11 protein-coding genes and 2 pseudogenes are annotated in these 16,537 nt (G+C 70.5%); 8 read left to right on the top strand and 5 right to left on the bottom strand.

What is annotated here, in order from left to right; translation table 11 throughout:
* Positions 1 to 28 precede the first annotated feature (28 nt).
* Both katG and Prum_RS18370 read left to right on the top strand, forming a co-directional pair.
* Positions 29 to 2,229: pseudogene (gene katG, locus Prum_RS18375) on the top strand (catalase/peroxidase HPI).
* 185 nt (positions 2,230 to 2,414) lie between these two features.
* Positions 2,415 to 3,230, top strand: a complete 816-nt coding sequence (locus tag Prum_RS18370; RefSeq protein WP_173077662.1) for a hypothetical protein — start codon at positions 2,415 to 2,417, stop codon at positions 3,228 to 3,230.
* A 62-nt stretch (positions 3,231 to 3,292) separates the two neighbouring features.
* Here Prum_RS18370 and Prum_RS18365 read toward each other — a convergent pair whose 3' ends face one another.
* Positions 3,293 to 3,931 (bottom strand): trimeric intracellular cation channel family protein, encoded by a 639-nt coding sequence (locus Prum_RS18365; protein ID WP_173077661.1) that lies wholly within the window; start codon positions 3,929 to 3,931, stop codon positions 3,293 to 3,295.
* A 252-nt stretch (positions 3,932 to 4,183) separates the two neighbouring features.
* Between Prum_RS18365 and Prum_RS18360 the strand changes: the two genes are divergently transcribed.
* Both Prum_RS18360 and Prum_RS18355 read left to right on the top strand, forming a co-directional pair.
* Positions 4,184 to 7,246: an endo-1,4-beta-xylanase gene (locus Prum_RS18360; protein ID WP_173077660.1), complete on the top strand. Its 3,063-nt coding sequence runs from the start codon at positions 4,184 to 4,186 to the stop codon at positions 7,244 to 7,246.
* Positions 7,247 to 7,258: 12 nt separating this feature from the next.
* Positions 7,259 to 8,644, top strand: coding sequence for a glycoside hydrolase family 10 protein (locus Prum_RS18355; protein ID WP_173077659.1), 1,386 nt, complete (start codon positions 7,259 to 7,261; stop codon positions 8,642 to 8,644).
* On the opposite strand, the gene Prum_RS18350 is transcribed toward Prum_RS18355, so the two are convergent.
* From Prum_RS18350 to Prum_RS18340, 3 genes are read right to left on the bottom strand one after another with little or no spacing between them, the layout of a single operon-like run.
* The gene (locus tag Prum_RS18350) at positions 8,625 to 9,665 is read right to left on the bottom strand and encodes a LacI family DNA-binding transcriptional regulator (protein WP_173077658.1); all 1,041 of its coding nucleotides are present in this window, start codon (positions 9,663 to 9,665) and stop codon (positions 8,625 to 8,627) included. The genes Prum_RS18355 and Prum_RS18350 overlap by 20 nt on opposite strands.
* Positions 9,666 to 9,674: 9 nt before the next feature.
* Entirely contained in the window at positions 9,675 to 10,277 is a 603-nt protein-coding gene (locus tag Prum_RS18345; RefSeq protein WP_173077657.1) for a dihydrofolate reductase family protein, read from the bottom strand.
* Positions 10,274 to 11,131 carry a GNAT family N-acetyltransferase gene (locus tag Prum_RS18340; protein WP_281368936.1) on the bottom strand — a complete coding sequence of 286 codons (858 nt, stop codon included), beginning with the start codon at positions 11,129 to 11,131 and terminating at the stop codon, positions 10,274 to 10,276. The genes Prum_RS18345 and Prum_RS18340 overlap by 4 nt, the downstream gene beginning before the upstream one ends.
* Between Prum_RS18340 and Prum_RS18335 the strand changes: the two genes are divergently transcribed.
* Positions 11,063 to 11,632, top strand: a complete 570-nt coding sequence (locus Prum_RS18335; protein ID WP_173077655.1) for a helix-turn-helix domain-containing protein — start codon at positions 11,063 to 11,065, stop codon at positions 11,630 to 11,632. The genes Prum_RS18340 and Prum_RS18335 overlap by 69 nt on opposite strands.
* Before the next feature lie 14 nt (positions 11,633 to 11,646).
* The gene (locus tag Prum_RS18330; protein ID WP_173077654.1) at positions 11,647 to 12,852 is read left to right on the top strand and encodes a cysteine desulfurase-like protein; all 1,206 of its coding nucleotides are present in this window, start codon (positions 11,647 to 11,649) and stop codon (positions 12,850 to 12,852) included.
* On the opposite strand, the pseudogene metE reads toward Prum_RS18330, so the two are convergent.
* Positions 12,812 to 14,979 (bottom strand): annotated as a pseudogene (metE, locus tag Prum_RS18325) (5-methyltetrahydropteroyltriglutamate--homocysteine S-methyltransferase). The gene Prum_RS18330 and the pseudogene metE sit on opposite strands and share 41 nt — an antisense overlap.
* An 80-nt stretch (positions 14,980 to 15,059) precedes the next feature.
* On the opposite strand from metE, the gene Prum_RS18320 reads away from it, so the two are divergent.
* A complete protein-coding gene (locus tag Prum_RS18320) occupies positions 15,060 to 15,941 on the top strand; it encodes a LysR family transcriptional regulator (protein ID WP_218577281.1) in 882 nt (293 codons plus the stop codon).
* A gap of 69 nt (positions 15,942 to 16,010) precedes the next feature.
* Positions 16,011 to 16,535, top strand: a complete 525-nt coding sequence (locus Prum_RS18315) for an LURP-one-related family protein (RefSeq protein ID WP_173083855.1) — start codon at positions 16,011 to 16,013, stop codon at positions 16,533 to 16,535.
* Positions 16,536 to 16,537: the final 2 nt, after the last annotated feature.

The following is a 16,537-nucleotide window of genomic DNA, read 5'->3' as shown; positions in this document are numbered from 1 at the left end:
TGATTCGCCCGACCCTGGAAGGATCTCCATGTCTGAGAATACGAGTACCGAGACCGGCGGCTGCCCGGTCGCGCATGGACGTGCCCCGCATCCGACCCAGGGCGGCGGCAACCGCGGCTGGTGGCCAAACCAGCTCAACCTGAAGATCCTCGCCAAGAACCCGGCCGTGGCCGACCCCATGGGCGGGGACTTCGACTACGCCGCCGAGTTCAACACCCTCGACCTCGCCGCCGTGAAGCGGGACATCGGGGAGGTCCTGACGACCTCGCAGGACTGGTGGCCGGCCGACTTCGGGCACTACGGGCCGTTCATGATCCGGATGGCGTGGCACAGCGCCGGCACGTACCGGATCAATGATGGCCGCGGCGGTGCCGGGGCCGGCATGCAGCGCTTCGCGCCGCTCAACAGCTGGCCGGACAACGCGAACCTGGACAAGGCCCGCCGGCTGCTGTGGCCGGTCAAGAAGAAGTACGGCAAGAAGATCTCGTGGGCCGACCTGATGATCCTCACCGGCAACGTCGCGCTGGAGTCGATGGGCTTCAAGACCTTCGGTTTCGCCGGCGGTCGCGCGGACGTGTGGGAGCCCGAGGAGGACGTTTACTGGGGCCCCGAGAGCACCTGGCTCGGCGACGAGCGGTACACCGGTGACCGGGAGCTGGAGAGCCCGTTGGCCGCGGTCCAGATGGGCCTCATCTACGTCAACCCGGAGGGCCGAACGGCAACCCGGATCCGCTTGCCGCGGCCCGGGACATCCGCGAGACCTTCCGCCGCATGGCGATGAACGACGAGGAGACCGTCGCCCTCATCGCCGGCGGGCACTCGTTCGGCAAGACCCACGGTGCCGGCCCCGCGACGAGCGTTGGCGCCGACCCGGAGGCCGCCTCCATCGAGGAGCAGGGTCTGGGCTGGAAGAGCAGCTACGGCACCGGCAAGGGCGCCGACGCGATCACCAGCGGTCTCGAGGTCACCTGGACCACGACACCGACGCAGTGGAGCAACAGCTTCTTCGAGATCCTTTTCGGGTACGAGTGGGAGCTGACGCACAGCCCCGCGGGCGCCCAGCAGTGGGTGGCGAAGGACGCCGAGGAGATCATCCCGGACGCGTTCGACGCGTCGAAGCCCCGCAAGCCGACGATGCTCACGACGGACCTGTCGCTGCGGTTCGACCCGGTCTACGAGCCGATCTCGCGGCGCTTCCTGGAGAACCCGGACGCGTTCGCGGACGCGTTCGCCCGGGCGTGGTACAAGCTGACCCACCGTGACATGGGCCCCATCGTGCGGTACCTCGGCCCGGAGGTCCCGCAGGAGGTGCTGCTGTGGCAGGACCCGGTCCCCGCGGTGACGCACGACCTCATCGGGGCGGAGGACGCCGCCGCCCTCAAGGCGCAGATCCTCGCCTCGGGGCTGTCCGTCGCCCAGCTCGTCTCCACCGCCTGGGCATCGGCGTCGACGTTCCGCGGCAGTGACAAGCGCGGTGGCGCCAACGGGGCGCGCATCCGCCTCGCGCCGCAGAACGGCTGGGAGGTCAACAACCCCGACGAGCTGCCGGCGGTGCTGCACGCCCTGGAGGGGATCCAGGAGAGCTTCAACGCCTCCCAGACCGGCGGGAAGAAGGTCTCGCTCGCCGACCTGATCGTGCTCGCCGGGTCCGCCGCCGTCGAGCAGGCCGCCAAGAACGCCGGCTACGCCGTCGAGGTGCCCTTCACGCCGGGACGTACCGACGCGTCGCAGGAGCAGACCGATGTGGAGTCCTTCGCCGCGCTCGAGCCGACCGTGGACGGGTTCCGCAACTACCTCGGGAAGGGGAACCGGCTGCCGACCGAGTACCTCCTGCTCGACCGGGCGAACCTGCTGACCCTCAGCGCGCCCGAGTTGACGGTCCTCATCGGTGGTCTGCGTGTCCTCGGGGCGAACTACGCGCAGTCGTCGCTCGGCGTCTTCACCGAGACGCCGGGGTCGCTGACCAACGACTTCTTCGTCAACCTGCTCGACCTGGGTACGGCGTGGAAGGCGACCTCCGAGGACCAGGAGACCTTCGAGGGTCGCGACCTCGCCACCGGCGAGGTCAAGTGGACCGGCAGCCGCGCCGACCTCGTCTTCGGGTCGAACTCGGAACTGCGCGCGCTGGCGGAGGTCTACGCGAGCGACGACGCGCGGGAGAAGTTCGTGCGCGACTTCGTCGCGGCGTGGGTCAAGGTCATGAACCTCGACCGGTTCGACCTCGTCTGATTGATCCTGACGTCCAGGTCGGCCCACCCGGGCCGACCTGGACGGCGAGGGCGGTTCTGGCGTCCGGTGCGTGATTACGCGCCGCGGCCCTGCCGATTCACGCAATTACCTTCCGACTCATTGCCTGCGCGTGGCACTCGTCCAGAGAATCACCGCGCCGGCAACGTCAAGGAAGGTGATTGATGATGAAAGGGAAACTGTTACGCGGCGCCGTCGCCGCGATCCTGGCCGCGACGATCGGCGCGACCGGCGCCGTCCAGCCCGCGCAGGCCGCTAATCCACCATGCGAGTACGTCGTATGCCCGGACGACATGCCGCCCGCCGGCCCGATGGTGGATTTCGTGTTCGCCGTCTTCAACCTGATCAAGGGTGGTGCCTCGGCGGCAAATATCCATGCGCTGATCCAGGTGGTCCTCGCCGCGTCCAGCCAGGCGACCAACGAGGTCATCGTCCACATCGACTCGTACGCGGCGGAGGCGGCGAGGTCGGCGGCCATCAGCGCCAGCCGGGACTTCGCCGACTTCGACCAGATCAGGCAGGACGATCTCGTGCTGGATCAATGGGCGAGAGAGGTCGGCCATAAGGCGACGGATGTCAAGGGAATGCTCAACGCGGTCGAGGACAGGCGGGCGGCGGACCAGATGGGGCACGCTGTCCACAAGCTCTATCCCATCGGGCTGACGGGCTACGAATTCGCCGGTCTCCGAAACAGCTACGCCAGCCTCCTGCACGACTACATCGAGGTGACCGACAAGATTATCCGGGACCTGGCACCGGTCTGCTCCTATTCGGACGTTCCGTTGGCCCCACCCTCGATGTGGGTTGTCGAAAGGCACCACACGTGCACCGCGGCCGACGGGAAGACGGCGACCGGCGTCGAGACCCTCGCCGGCGGTGTGGCCGTGGGTGAGGCCGTGAACCTCGACCAGCTCAAGGTGGATGCCGCGAGGGATTCCAGCTGGCTGGTGGCCGTACGAATCAGGCCGACGCTTACGTCCTGACCAGCACCGCTCAACGAGATCTGCTGACGGGGCCGCCCCCGGCCCCGTCAGCGCATGCACCGCTACCCGGTGCGGCGGTGCCGTTCCCAGGCCCGGGGCGCGGTCCAGTGGCGCATCATCGCGACCACCCGGAAGAGGAACACGAAGATCGCCGCGCCCACCGCGACCGCAGGCAGTGGCAGGTCGGTGTGGGAGGCGGCGGCGACGAGGGTGGCGCCGGCCGCGGCGGGGATCGAGTAGAGGTCCGTGTCGACCTGTACGAGCGTGGGCGTCTCACGGGCGGTGATGTCGCGGAGCAGGCCGCCACCGACGGCGGTGGTGACGCCGAGCACCACGGCCTGGAACGAGCCGAGGCCGTAGTCGAGCGCCTTGAGCGTGCCGGTGACGCAGAACATCCCCAGCCCGGCCGCGTCGAACACGAGCATCGTGGTGTTCAGCCGCTCCACCACGGGGTGCGCGAAGAAGGTCACCGCCGCCGCGAGCATCGGGAGCAGCAGGTAGCTGGTCTTCGTGAACGCGGCCGGCGGGATGTCACCGATGATGAGGTCCCGCAGGACGCCGCCGCCGAGCGCCGTGACCTCCGCCAGGATGAGGATCCCCACCACGTCGAATCCCTTGCGGATGGCCATCAGGGCGCCGGAGGTGGCGAAGACGTAGATCCCCACCAGCTCCAGGACGTCGTGGGCCGCGTATACCGACATCGGCCGAAGTTACGATATTCATCAGGGTCTTCCTCCGGCTGGATCCGGGCGCTCGCCGGCGGGGTCCACGGCATCAGTGCGCGGGCGTCGGGTACCGGGAGTATTTCGGAAGTCTTCCAGCCCTGAATCTGGGCATGAGACGGGTATTGACCCCGGTGATTCGGGCGCCGTAGCGTGCGCGGCATCGCGTGATTTTCGGATGGGCACCGAAAGTTCCGACCGGCGTAAACACCCCCACGAAAGGCCGGATACATGAGATACCCGCGGATCATGGTCGCCGCATGCCTGTTGGGCCTCGCGGTGTCCGCAGTGGCCGTCCCATCGACGGCAGCCTCCGCCGCGCCGCAGGTCGTCCTCACCAACGACTTCGAGGACGGCGCCACCCAGGGCTGGTTCGCCCGCGGCTCGGCGGCCGTCGCCAACACCACCGACGCGGCGCACGGCGGCACGCACAGCCTCCTCACCACGAACCGCGCGGCCACCTGGCAAGGGCCCGGCCGCGACATGCGCGCCGTCCTGCTGCCCGAGGCCGTGTACGTCGTCGAGGCGTACGCCCGGGTCGCCGCCGGTGGCCCGCAGGCGGCCATCCACGTGACCATGCAGCGCACGCCCGCCGGCGGTTCGACCGCCTTCGAGCGGGTGGCCAGCGCGACCGTCACGCCCGACGGCTGGGTGGTGCTGCGCGGCGAGTACCGCTTCAGCGGCGACGTCACCGAGTTGCAGCTCTACCTGGAGAGCGCCGACGCCACCGTCTCGTTCCTGATGGACGACGTCACCGTGACGATGACCGCGCCGCCGCCGGGCGGTCCGCCGGACGAGGCCGGCGTCACCAGCGACTTCGAGGCCGGTACGGCCCAGGGCTGGGCGCCGCGGATCGGCTCGGAAACCGTGACGGTGACCGACGCCGACGCCCACGGTGGCACCCGCAGCCTGCTCACCACCGGCCGTACCCAGAGCTACACCGGTCCGGCGATCAACATGCTCGGCCGGATGGGCAAGGGCAAGAAGTACACCTTTACCTTGTGGGTGAAGCTGGCGCCCGGCCAGGCGCCAGCTGACCTGCGGCTCACCATCGAGCGGCGGTGGCAGGGCACCCCGTCGTACGAGCTGCTCGCCGGGGCGTCCGCGGTGAACGACGGGGCCTGGTCGCAGATCTCCGGCTCGTACACGCTGGGCGCCGACGTCGACTTCCTGAGCGTGTACGTGGAGACCGCCGGCGGATCCTCCGCTTCGTTCTACCTGGACGACTTCCAGATGACGTACGTGGTGCCGATGCCGATCCAGACCGACATCCCATCGCTGAAGGACGTGCTCGCGGACGACTTCCCGGTCGGCACCGCGCTGGTGCCCAGCGACACCCTGGGCGAGAAGGCGAAGCTCGTCGCCAAGCACTACGACTCGGCGACCGCGGGCAATGCGATGAAGTGGGACGCCACCGAGCCGGTGGAGGGCCAGTTCTCGTGGGCCGACGCCGACACGATCGCCAACTTCGCCACCGCGAACGGCATGGGGCTGCGCGGGCACACGCTCGTCTGGCACCAGCAGACGCCGGCCTGGGTGTTCCAGCGCCCGGACGGCACCCCGCTCACGAGCAGCGCCGAAGACAAGGCCCTGCTGCTGAGCCGGCTGGAAAACCACATCCGCGCGGTCGCCGGCCGGTACGCCGGACGGATCTACGCGTGGGATGTGGCGAACGAGGTCGTCGACGAGGGCGAGCCGGACGGCTACCGGCGCAGCCGCTGGTTCGAGGTCGCCGGCCTGGACTACCTGCGTACCGCGTTCCGGGTGGCCCGCGAGGTGGATCCGAACGCCAAGCTCTTCATCAACGACTACAACACCGAGTACCCGGCCAAGCGGGTCGCCCTCTTCAACCTGGTCAAGCTGCTGCGGGCGGAAGGCGTACCGATCGACGGGGTGGGCCACCAGCTGCACGTCAACATCGAGCGGCAGCGGATCGGCGAGATCGAGAAGAGCATCCAGCTCTTCGCCACGCTCGGCGTCGACCAGCAGGTCACCGAGCTGGACATGAGCGCCTACACCAACTTTGTCGAGTCGTACCCGTCGTTCCCGGCCACCACGATGGCCCAGCAGGGGATCCGCTACCGGGACCTGTTCGACCTGTTCGACAGGTACTCCAGCCAGATCAGCTCGGTGACCCTGTGGGGCGCGGCCGACGACGGCACCTGGCTGGACACGTTCCCGTTCCCGCGCCGCGACGACCCGCTGCTCTTCGACCGGGACCTGCAGGCCAAGCCGGCGTACTGGGGCGTCGCCGACCCGACGAAGCTGCCGTCGCTCGGCCGTACGCTCACCGTCCCCAGTGCACGACCCACAGTGGATGGCAAGCGCGATCAGGTGTGGGACTACCTGCCCGGCACCGACGTGCACTCCGCGACCGGCCTGGGCACGACCTTCCAGTTCCGCTGGGACACCCGCACGCTGTATGTGCTCGCCGAGGTGACTGACCGGTCAAACAACAAGACGGACACGGTCGACGTCTTCGTCGGCGACACCCGCCATCGCATCCAGCGCGGCGGTAAGAACAGCAAGCCCATCGACGGTGGCTATCGCGTGGAGGCGGCGATCCCGCTCAGCCCGGCGGTGTCCGCCGGTGCCAAGCTCCGCGTGGACCTGCGGGTCCGCGACGCCGCCACCGGGGCGCAGGCGTCCTGGAACGACCAGTCGCACGCCCAGGACACCAGCACCGCCGAGCGCGGCGAGATCACGCTGGTCCCGGCCGTGTCCACCGTCGACGTGGTACGGGGTACGCCGGTGCTCGACGGCGTCGCCGAGGCGGTCTGGTCCAAGGCATGTGCCATCACGACAAACGTGCGAGTGTCCGGTTCGGACGGTGCGACCGCCACGGCGAAGCTGCTGTGGGACGCCGGGCACCTCTACGTCCTCGCCACCGTCACCGACCCGACCCTGGACGAGTCCAGCCCGAACACCTGGGAGCAGGACTCCATCGAGATCTTCGTCGACCCGGACAACTCGAAGGGCAGCGGATACAACGACGAGGACGGCCAGTACCGGGTCAGCTTCACCAACAAGCAGACCGTCACCAGCAACTTCGGCGGCTTCCGGATCGCCGACAACCTGCGTAGCGCCACCCGCGTGGTGCCCGGCGGGTACGTCGTCGAGGCGTCCATCGAGTTGGACAGCATCACGCCGGCCATCGGCTCCCTGCTCGGCTTCGACCTACAGGTCAACGACGCGACCGGCGGGACCCGTACCGCCGCCACCACCTGGCACGACCCGACCGGGCGGTCCTACGTGGACACCTCCCGTTGGGGCGTGGCCCGGCTCGTGCGATAAGGAGATCCTGCCGTGACATCCCGCATCCGTAGGCCGCTCACCCTTGGGGCGGCCGCACTCCTCGCCCTCGGCGTCGCGGTGGCTGTGCCCACCCTCGCCGACGCGTCCACGACGCTCGGGCAGCACGCCGCCGCCCGCGGCAAGTACTTCGGCTCGGCGACGGACAATCCGGAGCTGTCCGACGCGCCGTACGTGTCGATCCTGGGCAGCGAGTTCAACCAGATCACCGTCGGCAACACGATGAAGTGGCAGTACACCGAGCCCACCCAGGGTCAGTTCAGCTACGGCCAGGCCGACACCATCGTCAACCTGGCCCGCGCGAACAACCAGTCCGTCCGCGGGCACACGCTGGTCTGGCACAGCCAGTACCCCGGCTGGGTCGACAGCGTGCCGGCCAGCCAGCTCCTCGGCGTCATGCGCAACCACATCTCCAACGTCGCCGGCCACTTCAACGGCCAGGTCATCCACTGGGACGTGGTCAACGAGGCGTTCGAGGAGAACGGCACCCGGCGCCAGTCTGTCTTCCAGCGCAACATCGGGGACAGCTACATCGCCGAGGCGTTCCGGGCCGCGCGGGCCGCCGACCCGACCGCCAAGCTTTACTACAACGACTACAACATCGAAGGGCTGGGCGCGAAGAGCGACGCCGTCTACAACCTCGTCCAGTCGTTCAAGCAGCAGGGCGTGCCGATCGACGGCGTGGGCATGCAGGCGCACCTGATCATCGGCCAGGTGCCGAGCAGCGTCCAGCAGAACATCCAGCGCTTCGCCGCCCTCGGCGTCGACGTGGCGATCACCGAGCTGGACATCCGGATGAACCTGCCCCGCGACACCACCAAGGACACCCAGCAGGCGAACGACTACCGCACCGTGGTCAACGCCTGCCTCGCGGTGACCCGGTGCGTCGGGATCACCGTGTGGGACTACACCGACAAGTACTCGTGGATCCCGTCGGTCTTCCCCGGGCAGGGCGCCGCGCTGCCGTACGACGAGAACCTCAACAAGAAGCCGGCGTACACGGCGATCCACGACGCGCTCGCCGGAACCACCACTCCCACGTCGGCGCCGCCGACCACGGCGGCCCCGAACCCCGGCGGCTGTAGCGCCACGTACCAAGTGGTCAGTCAGTGGCAGGGCGGCTTCCAGGCGACCGTGACGGTCCGGAACACCGGCACGTCCGCGGTGAACGGCTGGACGGTGCGCTGGACGTTCGCCAATGGACAGACGGTCACCAACCTGTGGAACGGCGTGGTGACCAGCAGCGGGTCCGCCGTGACGGTCCGGAACGCCAGCTACAACGGCTCGATCCCGGCCAGCGGGAGTACGTCGTTCGGCTTCCTCGGCTCGTGGAACGGCACCAACGCCGTACCGGCGAGCGTCACCTGCTCAAGCCCGTAGCGTCGGGCGGTGGTGCGGGGCAGGTGCTGCCCCGCACCACCAGGGTGGTGGGCAGCTCGACGCGCGGCTCGGTGGGCTCGCCGGCGACCAGCGCGAGCACCATCGTCGCGGCGGTCGCTCCCATGTCGGTCAACGGCTGCCGGATGGTGGTGAGCGCGGGGCCCAGCCACCCCGCCACCGGCACGTCGTCGAACCCGACCACACTCAGGTCTTCCGGTATCCGCACGCGCGCCTCGCGGGCCGCCTGGTAGACGCCCATCGCCTGGAGGTCGTTGGCGGCGAACACAGCCGTCGGCGGGTCGGGCAGCCGGAGCAGGTCGGCAGCGTGCCGGTAGCCGTCCTCGACGATCAGGTGGCCGTACCGGACAAGGGTGGGGTCGGCCGGGATGCCGGCCGCGGACAGTGCCTCATCGTGGCCGGCCTGCCGCTCGCGGCAGCACCAGATGCGCTCCGGGCCGCCGATCATGGCGATCCGCCGGTGTCCGAGCTCGAGGAGGTGCTCGGTCGCGGCCCGCCCGCCGAGCCGGTTGGTGGCGGAGACGGACGGCGTGGGCTCGCTCGGCTCCTCGGTGGGGTCGACCGCCACCACGGCGATGTTGCGAGCGCGGAGCTGGTTTCGCTGCTCCGCGGTCAACTGCGCGAAGACCGAGATGACGCCGGCCGGCTGGCGGGCGAGCACCTGCCGCATCCAGTCGCCCTCCGGCGTGTGCCGGCCGCGCAGCTCGGACAGGACGACCGACAGCTCGTGGTCGGCGGCCACCTGCTCGACGCCGCGGATCGTCGGCATGGCCCACGGCCCCAACAGCTCGTGAAACACCAGCTCCAGCAGGCCGGCGTGGTGCACGCGGTCGTGCCGGCGGTATCCACTCGCCCGGATGACCGCCTCGATCCGCGCCCGGGTCGCGGCCGACACGTCGGCCTCGCCGTTGAGCACCCGGGACACCGTCGGCACCGACACGCCCGCCGCCTTCGCCACCCCGGCGATCGTGAGCGGGCGCGTCGGTCCCTCCTCCAGGTCCATGACGGCAGTCTATTTCTTCGGTACGACCTTGTAGTTCAGGTGCGTGACGCCGATGCCCTCCACGACGGAGATCGGGCCTTCGAGCTGCACGGGCGCGTTCTCCAACTGCCCGAAGAACGGGATACCGCTGCCGAGGATCACCGGCACGAGGTCGACGGCGACCTCGTCCAGCAGGCCGGCGTCCAGGCACTGCTGGGCGATCGTGCCGCCGTTCACTCCGACGTCCTTGCCACCGGCGATCTGCTTGGCCTTGTCAATCGCGGCGTGGATGCCCGCGGAGACGAACACGAAGTTCTCGTCCTCCTGCGGCTTGCCCTCCGGCACGCTGTGCGAGAGGACCACGACCGGCTTGTCCATCGGGTGGCGACCGCCCCAGCCGTTCGTGATGTCGTACAGCCTGCGCCCGCAGACCAGCACGCCGAGCTGCTCCTGCAGCTCGTGCAGGTGCTTGGCGCTGGCCGGCGATACCCGGAACGTCATGTCCGGGAAGCCCGTGGGGACCTCGACGTCGCCCGCGGTGTACCACTGGAAGAGGTACTCGAAGCCGCCGTGGTTGGCGTCGGCGATGTAGCCGTCCAGCGACATCGTGGCCCCGGTCGTGATCTTCGTCATCGTTCCGCTCCTCGGTCTGCTGGGCTGTGCCCGATGTGGCCAGCCTCTACCAGGGCGTCGCACAAGGTGGCCCACATTCGACACGGCCCCGAGATTTTTCCCCCAGCCCCAGCCCGGCCCCCGCCGATCAAGGACTTTTGCGTCGACCAAGGGCATACGGTCGTGGATTGGAGATCAAACCACGACCGTATGCCCTTGATCGGCGGGGAAAGCCTTGATCGGCGGGGGCCGCGCTGGGCGCGGGCGGGCGCGGGGTGGGCGTTAGAGGGGCGTTGCATGAGGAGGGTGTCGATCCAGCGGGCGTGTTTGTAGCCCACGTTGACCAGGCGGCCGGCTTCGGCGAAGCCGAAGCGGCGGTGCAGGGCGGCGGACGCGTCGCTGCCGGTGTCCGCGATGACGGCCACCACCTGCCGGGCGCCCGCCTCGGCGCAGCCGGCGAGCACGGCCTCCAGCAACGTGCTGCCCAGGCCCTTTCCGGTGTACGCGGGGGCGAGGTAGATGGTGTCCTCGACGGTGTGCCGGTACGCGGGCTTGGGCCGGAACGGGCCGGCGTACGCGAACCCGGCGACCTCGTCCCCGGCGAGCGCCACCAGGAACGGCAGGCCGCGCCCGGTCAGGTCGTCGCGCTTGCGCCGCCAGTCGTCCGCGGTGGGCGCGACCTCGTCGAACGTGGCCACGGTGTGGGCGACGTAGTGGGCGTAGATCGAGGCAATCGCAGCCATGTCGGCGGCCGTGGCCGACCGGACTGATTTCTCTATAGCGGACACGGTCGTTATTATAGCGAAATGCTGGATCTTGTTGAGCTCGGCCGGCGGATCCAGGCGTTGCGGCTCGACCGGGCGCTCACCCTCCATGCGCTGGCCGGCACGGCGTCGGTGAGCGTGAGCATGCTCTCCTCGGTGGAACGCGGTCAGAAGGCGCCCACCGTCGTCGTGCTCGCCCGCATCGCCGACGGGCTGGGCGTACCCCTGGCGGCGCTGGTCGCGGAGCCGGACCGGGACCGGGTCATCGTGCGGCGCGCGGCCGATCAGGACGCGGTGGACGAGCCCGGCGGCTGGCGGCGGGTGATCCTGAGCCCGGTCGTGCCGGGCGTGAACTTCGAGTGGATCCGGTCCACCCTGCCGGTGGGCTGCGACGCCGGCGACTTCCCGGCCTACGCGGCCGGCTCCCACGAGTACGTCGTGGTCGAGTCCGGGACGCTGCTGCTGACCGTCGGCGACCGGGCCGTCGAGCTGCACGCGGGTGACTCGGTCTACTTCGCCGCCGACGCCGTCCACGGGTACGCCAACGCGGGCCCGACGCCGTGCACGTACCACGTCGCGGCGCTGGTCATGCGGCCGCGACGGGCGCGGTGAGGAAGACTGGGCGCATGCCCTTCGACGTACACGCGGTCCGCGCGGCCTATCCGGCGCTCGCGGACGGCTACGCCTACCTGGACGGCGCGGCCGGTACCCAGGTGCCGCAGCCGGTCATCGACGCGATCGCGGAGGCGTACCGGCGGGGGATCGGCAACGTCGGCGGGGCGTTCCCAGCCAGCCACCGCTCGGACGGCATCGTCGCCGAGTGCCGTGCCGCGGTCGCGGACCTCGTCGGCGGGCAGCCGGACGGCGTGATCCTCGGGCCCAACATGACCACCCTGACGTACCGGTTGGCGTACGCGATCGGGCGGGACTGGGGTCCGGGCGACGAGGTGGTCGTCTCCCGGCTCGACCACGACGCGAACGTGCGGCCGTGGGTCCAGGCCGCCGACCGCGCCGGGGCGACGGTGCGCTGGGCCGAGGCCGACACGGCGACCGGGGAGCTGGGGGTGGAGCAGTACGACGCGCTGCTCGGCCCGCGTACCCGGCTGGTGGCGGTGACCGCGGCGAGCAACGTGCTGGGCACCCGCCCGGACGTCGCCGCCATCACGGCGAAGGCGCGGGCCGCCGGCGCGTTGAGCTACGTCGACGGGGTGCACGCGAGCGCGCACGGCCCGACGGACATGGTCGCGCTGGGCGCGGACTTCTACGCGACCAGCGCCTACAAGTGGTCGGGTCCGCACATCGGCGCAGTCGTCGCCGATCCCGGGCTGCTGGAGACGCTCCGCCCCGACAAGCTCGCGTCGTCACCGGACACCGTCCCGGCGCGCTTCGAGACCGGTACGTCGCCGTTCGCCGACTTCGCCGGGGTGGTCGCCGCGGTCGAGCACCTGGCGGGGCTGGCCGGCGCGGTCACCGGCACCCGGCGGGAGCGGCTGCTCGTGTCCCTCGCCGCCGCCGAGGAGCACGAGCGCGCGCTCTTCGGCACCCTGCTGAGCGGGCTGGAGTCGATGGCGCATGTGACGACGTACGGCAAGCCTGCACGGCGCACCGCGACGGTGTATTTCACGGTCGCCGGCCGTACGCCGGGCGAGGTCGCCGCCCACCTCGCGCAGCGGCGGGTCAACGTGTGGAATGGACACAACTACGCCTGGGAACTCACCGGCGCGCTCGGGATCCGGGACGCGGGTAGCGCGGTGCGCGCCGGACTGGTGCATTACAACAACGAATCAGATGTCAATCGGCTGCTCGAAGCGGTCGCGGGGTGGACTCCCTGATTGTTTGCGCGGCCTCGACCAGATGGGCGAGCGCGGCCGAGACCTCGCCGTAGCCACGCGTCTTGAGGCCGCAGTCGGGGTTGACCCACAGCCGGTCGCCGGGCACGACCTTCAGCACGGCCTCCAGCATGTCCACAACCTCGTCGACGGCCGGGACGCGGGGCGAGTGGATGTCGTACACGCCGGGGCCGAGGCCGCGGGCGAAGCCGTCCAGCTCGCCGAGGACGCGCCCGCCCGAGCGCGCGGACTCGATCGTCGTCACGTCCGCGTCGAGACCGTCGATGGCGGCGATGACCTCGTCGGCGTTCGAGTAGCACAGGTGGGTGTGGATCTGCGCGGTGTCGCCGGCGCTGGAGGTCGCGTGCCGGTACGCGGCGACCGCCCACTGTAGATACTCGTCCTGCCGTTCGCGGCGTAGCGGCAGGAGTTCGCGCAGGGCCGGCTCGTCGACCTGGATGATCGAGGTGCCCGCCGACGCGAGGTCGCGCACCTCGTCGCGTACCGCCTCGGCGACCTGGGCCACGACGTCGCGCAGCGGGATGCCCCGCCGGACGAACGACCACGCCACGATCGTGACCGGTCCGGTGAGCATGCCCTTGACCGGCCGGTCAGTCAGCGACTGGGCGTACCGGTCCAGCGCACGGTGATGGGCGCCGGGCGGCTCACGTCGCCGTGCAGGATGGGCGGGCGGGTGCACCGCGAGCCGTACGACTGGACCCAGCCGTGGCGGGTGGTGGCGAAGCCGTCCAGGTGCTCGGCGAAGTACTGCACCATGTCGTTGCGCTCCGGCTCGCCGTGCACCAGTACGTCGATGCCGAGCCGCTCCTGCAGCCGGATCACCCGTTCGATCTCGGCCTCGATCCGGCGCTCGTACTCCGGCTCGGACAGCCGCCCGGCGGTGAGCGCGGCCCGGGCGGCGCGCAGCTCACCGGTCTGCGGGAAGGAACCGATCGTGGTGACCGGCAGCTCGGGCAGCCCAAGCCGGGCCGCCTGCGCCGCGGCGCGGAACCGATACGGCGCCCGACTGTCCCATGTGGACCCAACGACGGGAGTCGCTGGCGAGGCCGCCGGCGGCGCCCCGGCCTCGCCCCGGGCCAGGCGCGCGGCCAGCTCCACCACCTCGCCCACCTTCTGGTCGGCGAACGCCAGCCGGGCCCGCAGCTCAGGGTCGAGGTCGGGCTCCTGATCCAGGTCGTACGGCACGTGCAGCAGCGAGCAGGACGTGCTGACCACGACGTCCGGGTACCGCCGCAGGGTGTGCAGCGCGGCGTCCATGTCGGTGCGCCACGGGTCGCGTCCGGACACCACGCCGGCCACGAGCGTCTTGCCGCCGAGCAGCGCGGGGTCGACCGGGTCGCCGCGGACCAGGTCCACCGCGATCGCCTCGACCTCCGTGGCGGCCAGCACCGGCAGCGCGTCGCCCAGCTCCCCGAAGTAGGAGGCGACGAGCAGGCGCGGCCGGTCGGTGAGCCCGCCCAGGCGCCCGTACGCCCGCCGCGCGGCATCGATTCCCGCGCCGGTGACCAGGGCCGGCTCGTCGAGTTGGACCCAGTCGACGCCCTCCCGCTTCAGGGCGCCGAGCAGCTCCGCGTACACGGCGAGCACGTCGTCCAGGCGGCCCAGCGGGTCGAAGCCGGCCGGGCCGTCGGCCAGCAGCAGGAACGTCACCGGTCCGACCAGCACCGGCCGGGTGGCGTACCCGAGCGCCCGCGCCTCGCGTACCTCGCGCAGTGGCTTGTCGGCGACCAGCCGAAACGCCGTGTCCGGACCGATCTCCGGGACGATGTAGTGGTAGTTGGTGTCGAACCATTTCGTCATGCGCAGCGGCGGGAGCCCGTCGGCGCCCCGGGCCATCGCGAAGTACGGGTCGGCGGCCGCCCGGTAGCGCGCCGGCACCGCGTCGAGCAGGACCGTGGTGTCCAGCACCTGGTCGTACTCGGAAAAGGTGTTGGATGGCAGGGTGTCGAGGCCGAGGGCCGCGAGGCGCTGCCAGGCCGCGGCGCGCAGCTGCGCGCCCACCCGGTCGAGGTCCGCGCGGCCGGCCCGCCCGTCCCAGTACGCCTCGAGCGCCTTCTTCAGTTCCCGCTGCGGGCCGATCCGCGGATAGCCCAGGATTGTCGATCGCACCCGGGCATCCTGCACCGGAGAAAGAGCCCGCGAGCCGTCTATAACCGCTGCTTATGTGCCCGGTGGGCATACTGGGACGTGTGGACCCGGGCCCGCCGCAGCGTGAGATCGCCTGCTTCGTGCAGGTGGCGGAGCGGCTGAGCTTCTCCCGGGCGGCGGCCGCGCTGGGCATGACACAGCCGGCGGTCAGCCAGGCGGTGGCGCGCCTGGAGCGCACGCTGGGGCTGCGCCTCTTCGACCGGAGCAGCCGCGAGGTGGCGCTGTCCGACGCGGGCAAGGTGCTCCTGCCGTACGCCGAGGCGATGCTCGACCACGCCGCGGCCTTCACCGCCGAGGCGGCCCGGCTGGCCGAGCCGGCGAGCGAATCCATCAGGCTGGCTTATTGCCCGCTCGTCGGGGCGCTCGCGGCGCGGGTCGCCCGCCGGTTGGCGCGGCGCTCGCCGGAGATCGAGGTGGAGCTGCGCCGGGCCGGGTGGAGCGCGGCGACCGCCGAGCTCACCCAGGGATACGCGGCCGCGGCGTTCATGACCACACCCTTCCCGACCGGGTACGCGATGACGGCTCGGTTCCACGTACCCGTGACGCATTTGGCCGTCCCGGCGGCCAGCCGGCTGGCGACGGCCACCCGGCTGGGGCTGGACCAGTTGTGCGGCGTACTCCTGCCGCGCCTGCGCCCGCCGGGCAGTGTGTGGCACGCGCTGGCCTCCCGGCTGCGCTCGCCGGCCGTCCCGGCCGACCTCGACGACCTGCCGGCGGCGCTCGACCTGGTCGCGGCCGGACGCGGGCTGCTGGCCGCGCCGCACCTGCTGGTGGAGACGGTACGCCGGCCCGACGTGCGGTTTGTGCCGCTGGACGCCGGTGACCTGCGCATGACGTACGGCCTCGTATGGTCGCCGGAGCGGGCATCGGCGGATGTGATGGCCCTGGTGCAGTCAGGACGCCAAATTCTGCGAGTGCAGTGATGTGGCACACTCCCGCGGGTGAATACTATTCAGGGATTGCAGGAGCTCATCGTGCGGCAGCGGATCCGCATGATGGTGAATCAGTACGAGGTGCACGCGGCCGGGCCGGACGGCTCCGAGGCCGGGATGGTCGCGTTCGCGCAGCAGAAGCGCATGGCCTTCAAGGAGCAGGTGACGCTCTACACCGACGACACCAAGCAGCAGCCCGTGTTGGGCTTCAAGGCCCGCTCGGTGATGGATCTGGGCGCCACGTACGACGTGACCGACCCGGCCGGTGCGCAGATCGGCCTGTTCCGCAAGGACTTCAAGCGGTCGCTGCTGCGCTCGACATGGATCGTCGAGCAGGGCGGCATGCCCCCGGCGACCGGCCAGGAGCGCAGCCAGCTGGTGGCGATCCTGCGCCGCTTCGTCGAGTCGCTGTCGTTCCTGCCTTACCACTTCGACTTCGTGTATGAGGACGGCCAGCCGGCGTTCTCGGTGGTGAAGAAGTGGGGCCTGCGCGACAAGTACGTCGTCAGCATCCAGGACCCGCGCCTCGACCGCCGCCTCGTCATCGCGATGGCGGTGGGCCTGGACGCGCTCCAGGGCCGCTGATC

The organism is Phytohabitans rumicis (assembly GCF_011764445.1).
Taxonomy (GTDB): domain Bacteria; phylum Actinomycetota; class Actinomycetes; order Mycobacteriales; family Micromonosporaceae; genus Phytohabitans; species Phytohabitans rumicis.
This window is presented reverse-complemented; position numbering and strand designations above follow the sequence as displayed.

Excerpts from the sequence above, each read along its gene's own strand:
- Prum_RS18340 (WP_281368936.1), bottom strand. The coding sequence starts at position 11,131 with ATGGAGGGTGAGCGCCCGGTCGAGCCGCAACGCCTGGATCCGCCGGCC.
- Prum_RS18360 (WP_173077660.1), top strand. The coding sequence starts at position 4,184 with ATGAGATACCCGCGGATCATGGTCGCCGCATGCCTGTTGGGCCTCGCG.
- Prum_RS18335 (WP_173077655.1), top strand. The coding sequence starts at position 11,063 with ATGCTGGATCTTGTTGAGCTCGGCCGGCGGATCCAGGCGTTGCGGCTC.
- Prum_RS18350 (WP_173077658.1), bottom strand. The coding sequence starts at position 9,665 with ATGGACCTGGAGGAGGGACCGACGCGCCCGCTCACGATCGCCGGGGTG.
- Prum_RS18370 (WP_173077662.1), top strand. The coding sequence starts at position 2,415 with ATGAAAGGGAAACTGTTACGCGGCGCCGTCGCCGCGATCCTGGCCGCG.
- Prum_RS18345 (WP_173077657.1), bottom strand. The coding sequence starts at position 10,277 with ATGACGAAGATCACGACCGGGGCCACGATGTCGCTGGACGGCTACATC.
- Prum_RS18315 (WP_173083855.1), top strand. The coding sequence starts at position 16,011 with ATGATGGTGAATCAGTACGAGGTGCACGCGGCCGGGCCGGACGGCTCC.
- Prum_RS18330 (WP_173077654.1), top strand. The coding sequence starts at position 11,647 with ATGCCCTTCGACGTACACGCGGTCCGCGCGGCCTATCCGGCGCTCGCG.
- Prum_RS18365 (WP_173077661.1), bottom strand. The coding sequence starts at position 3,931 with ATGTCGGTATACGCGGCCCACGACGTCCTGGAGCTGGTGGGGATCTAC.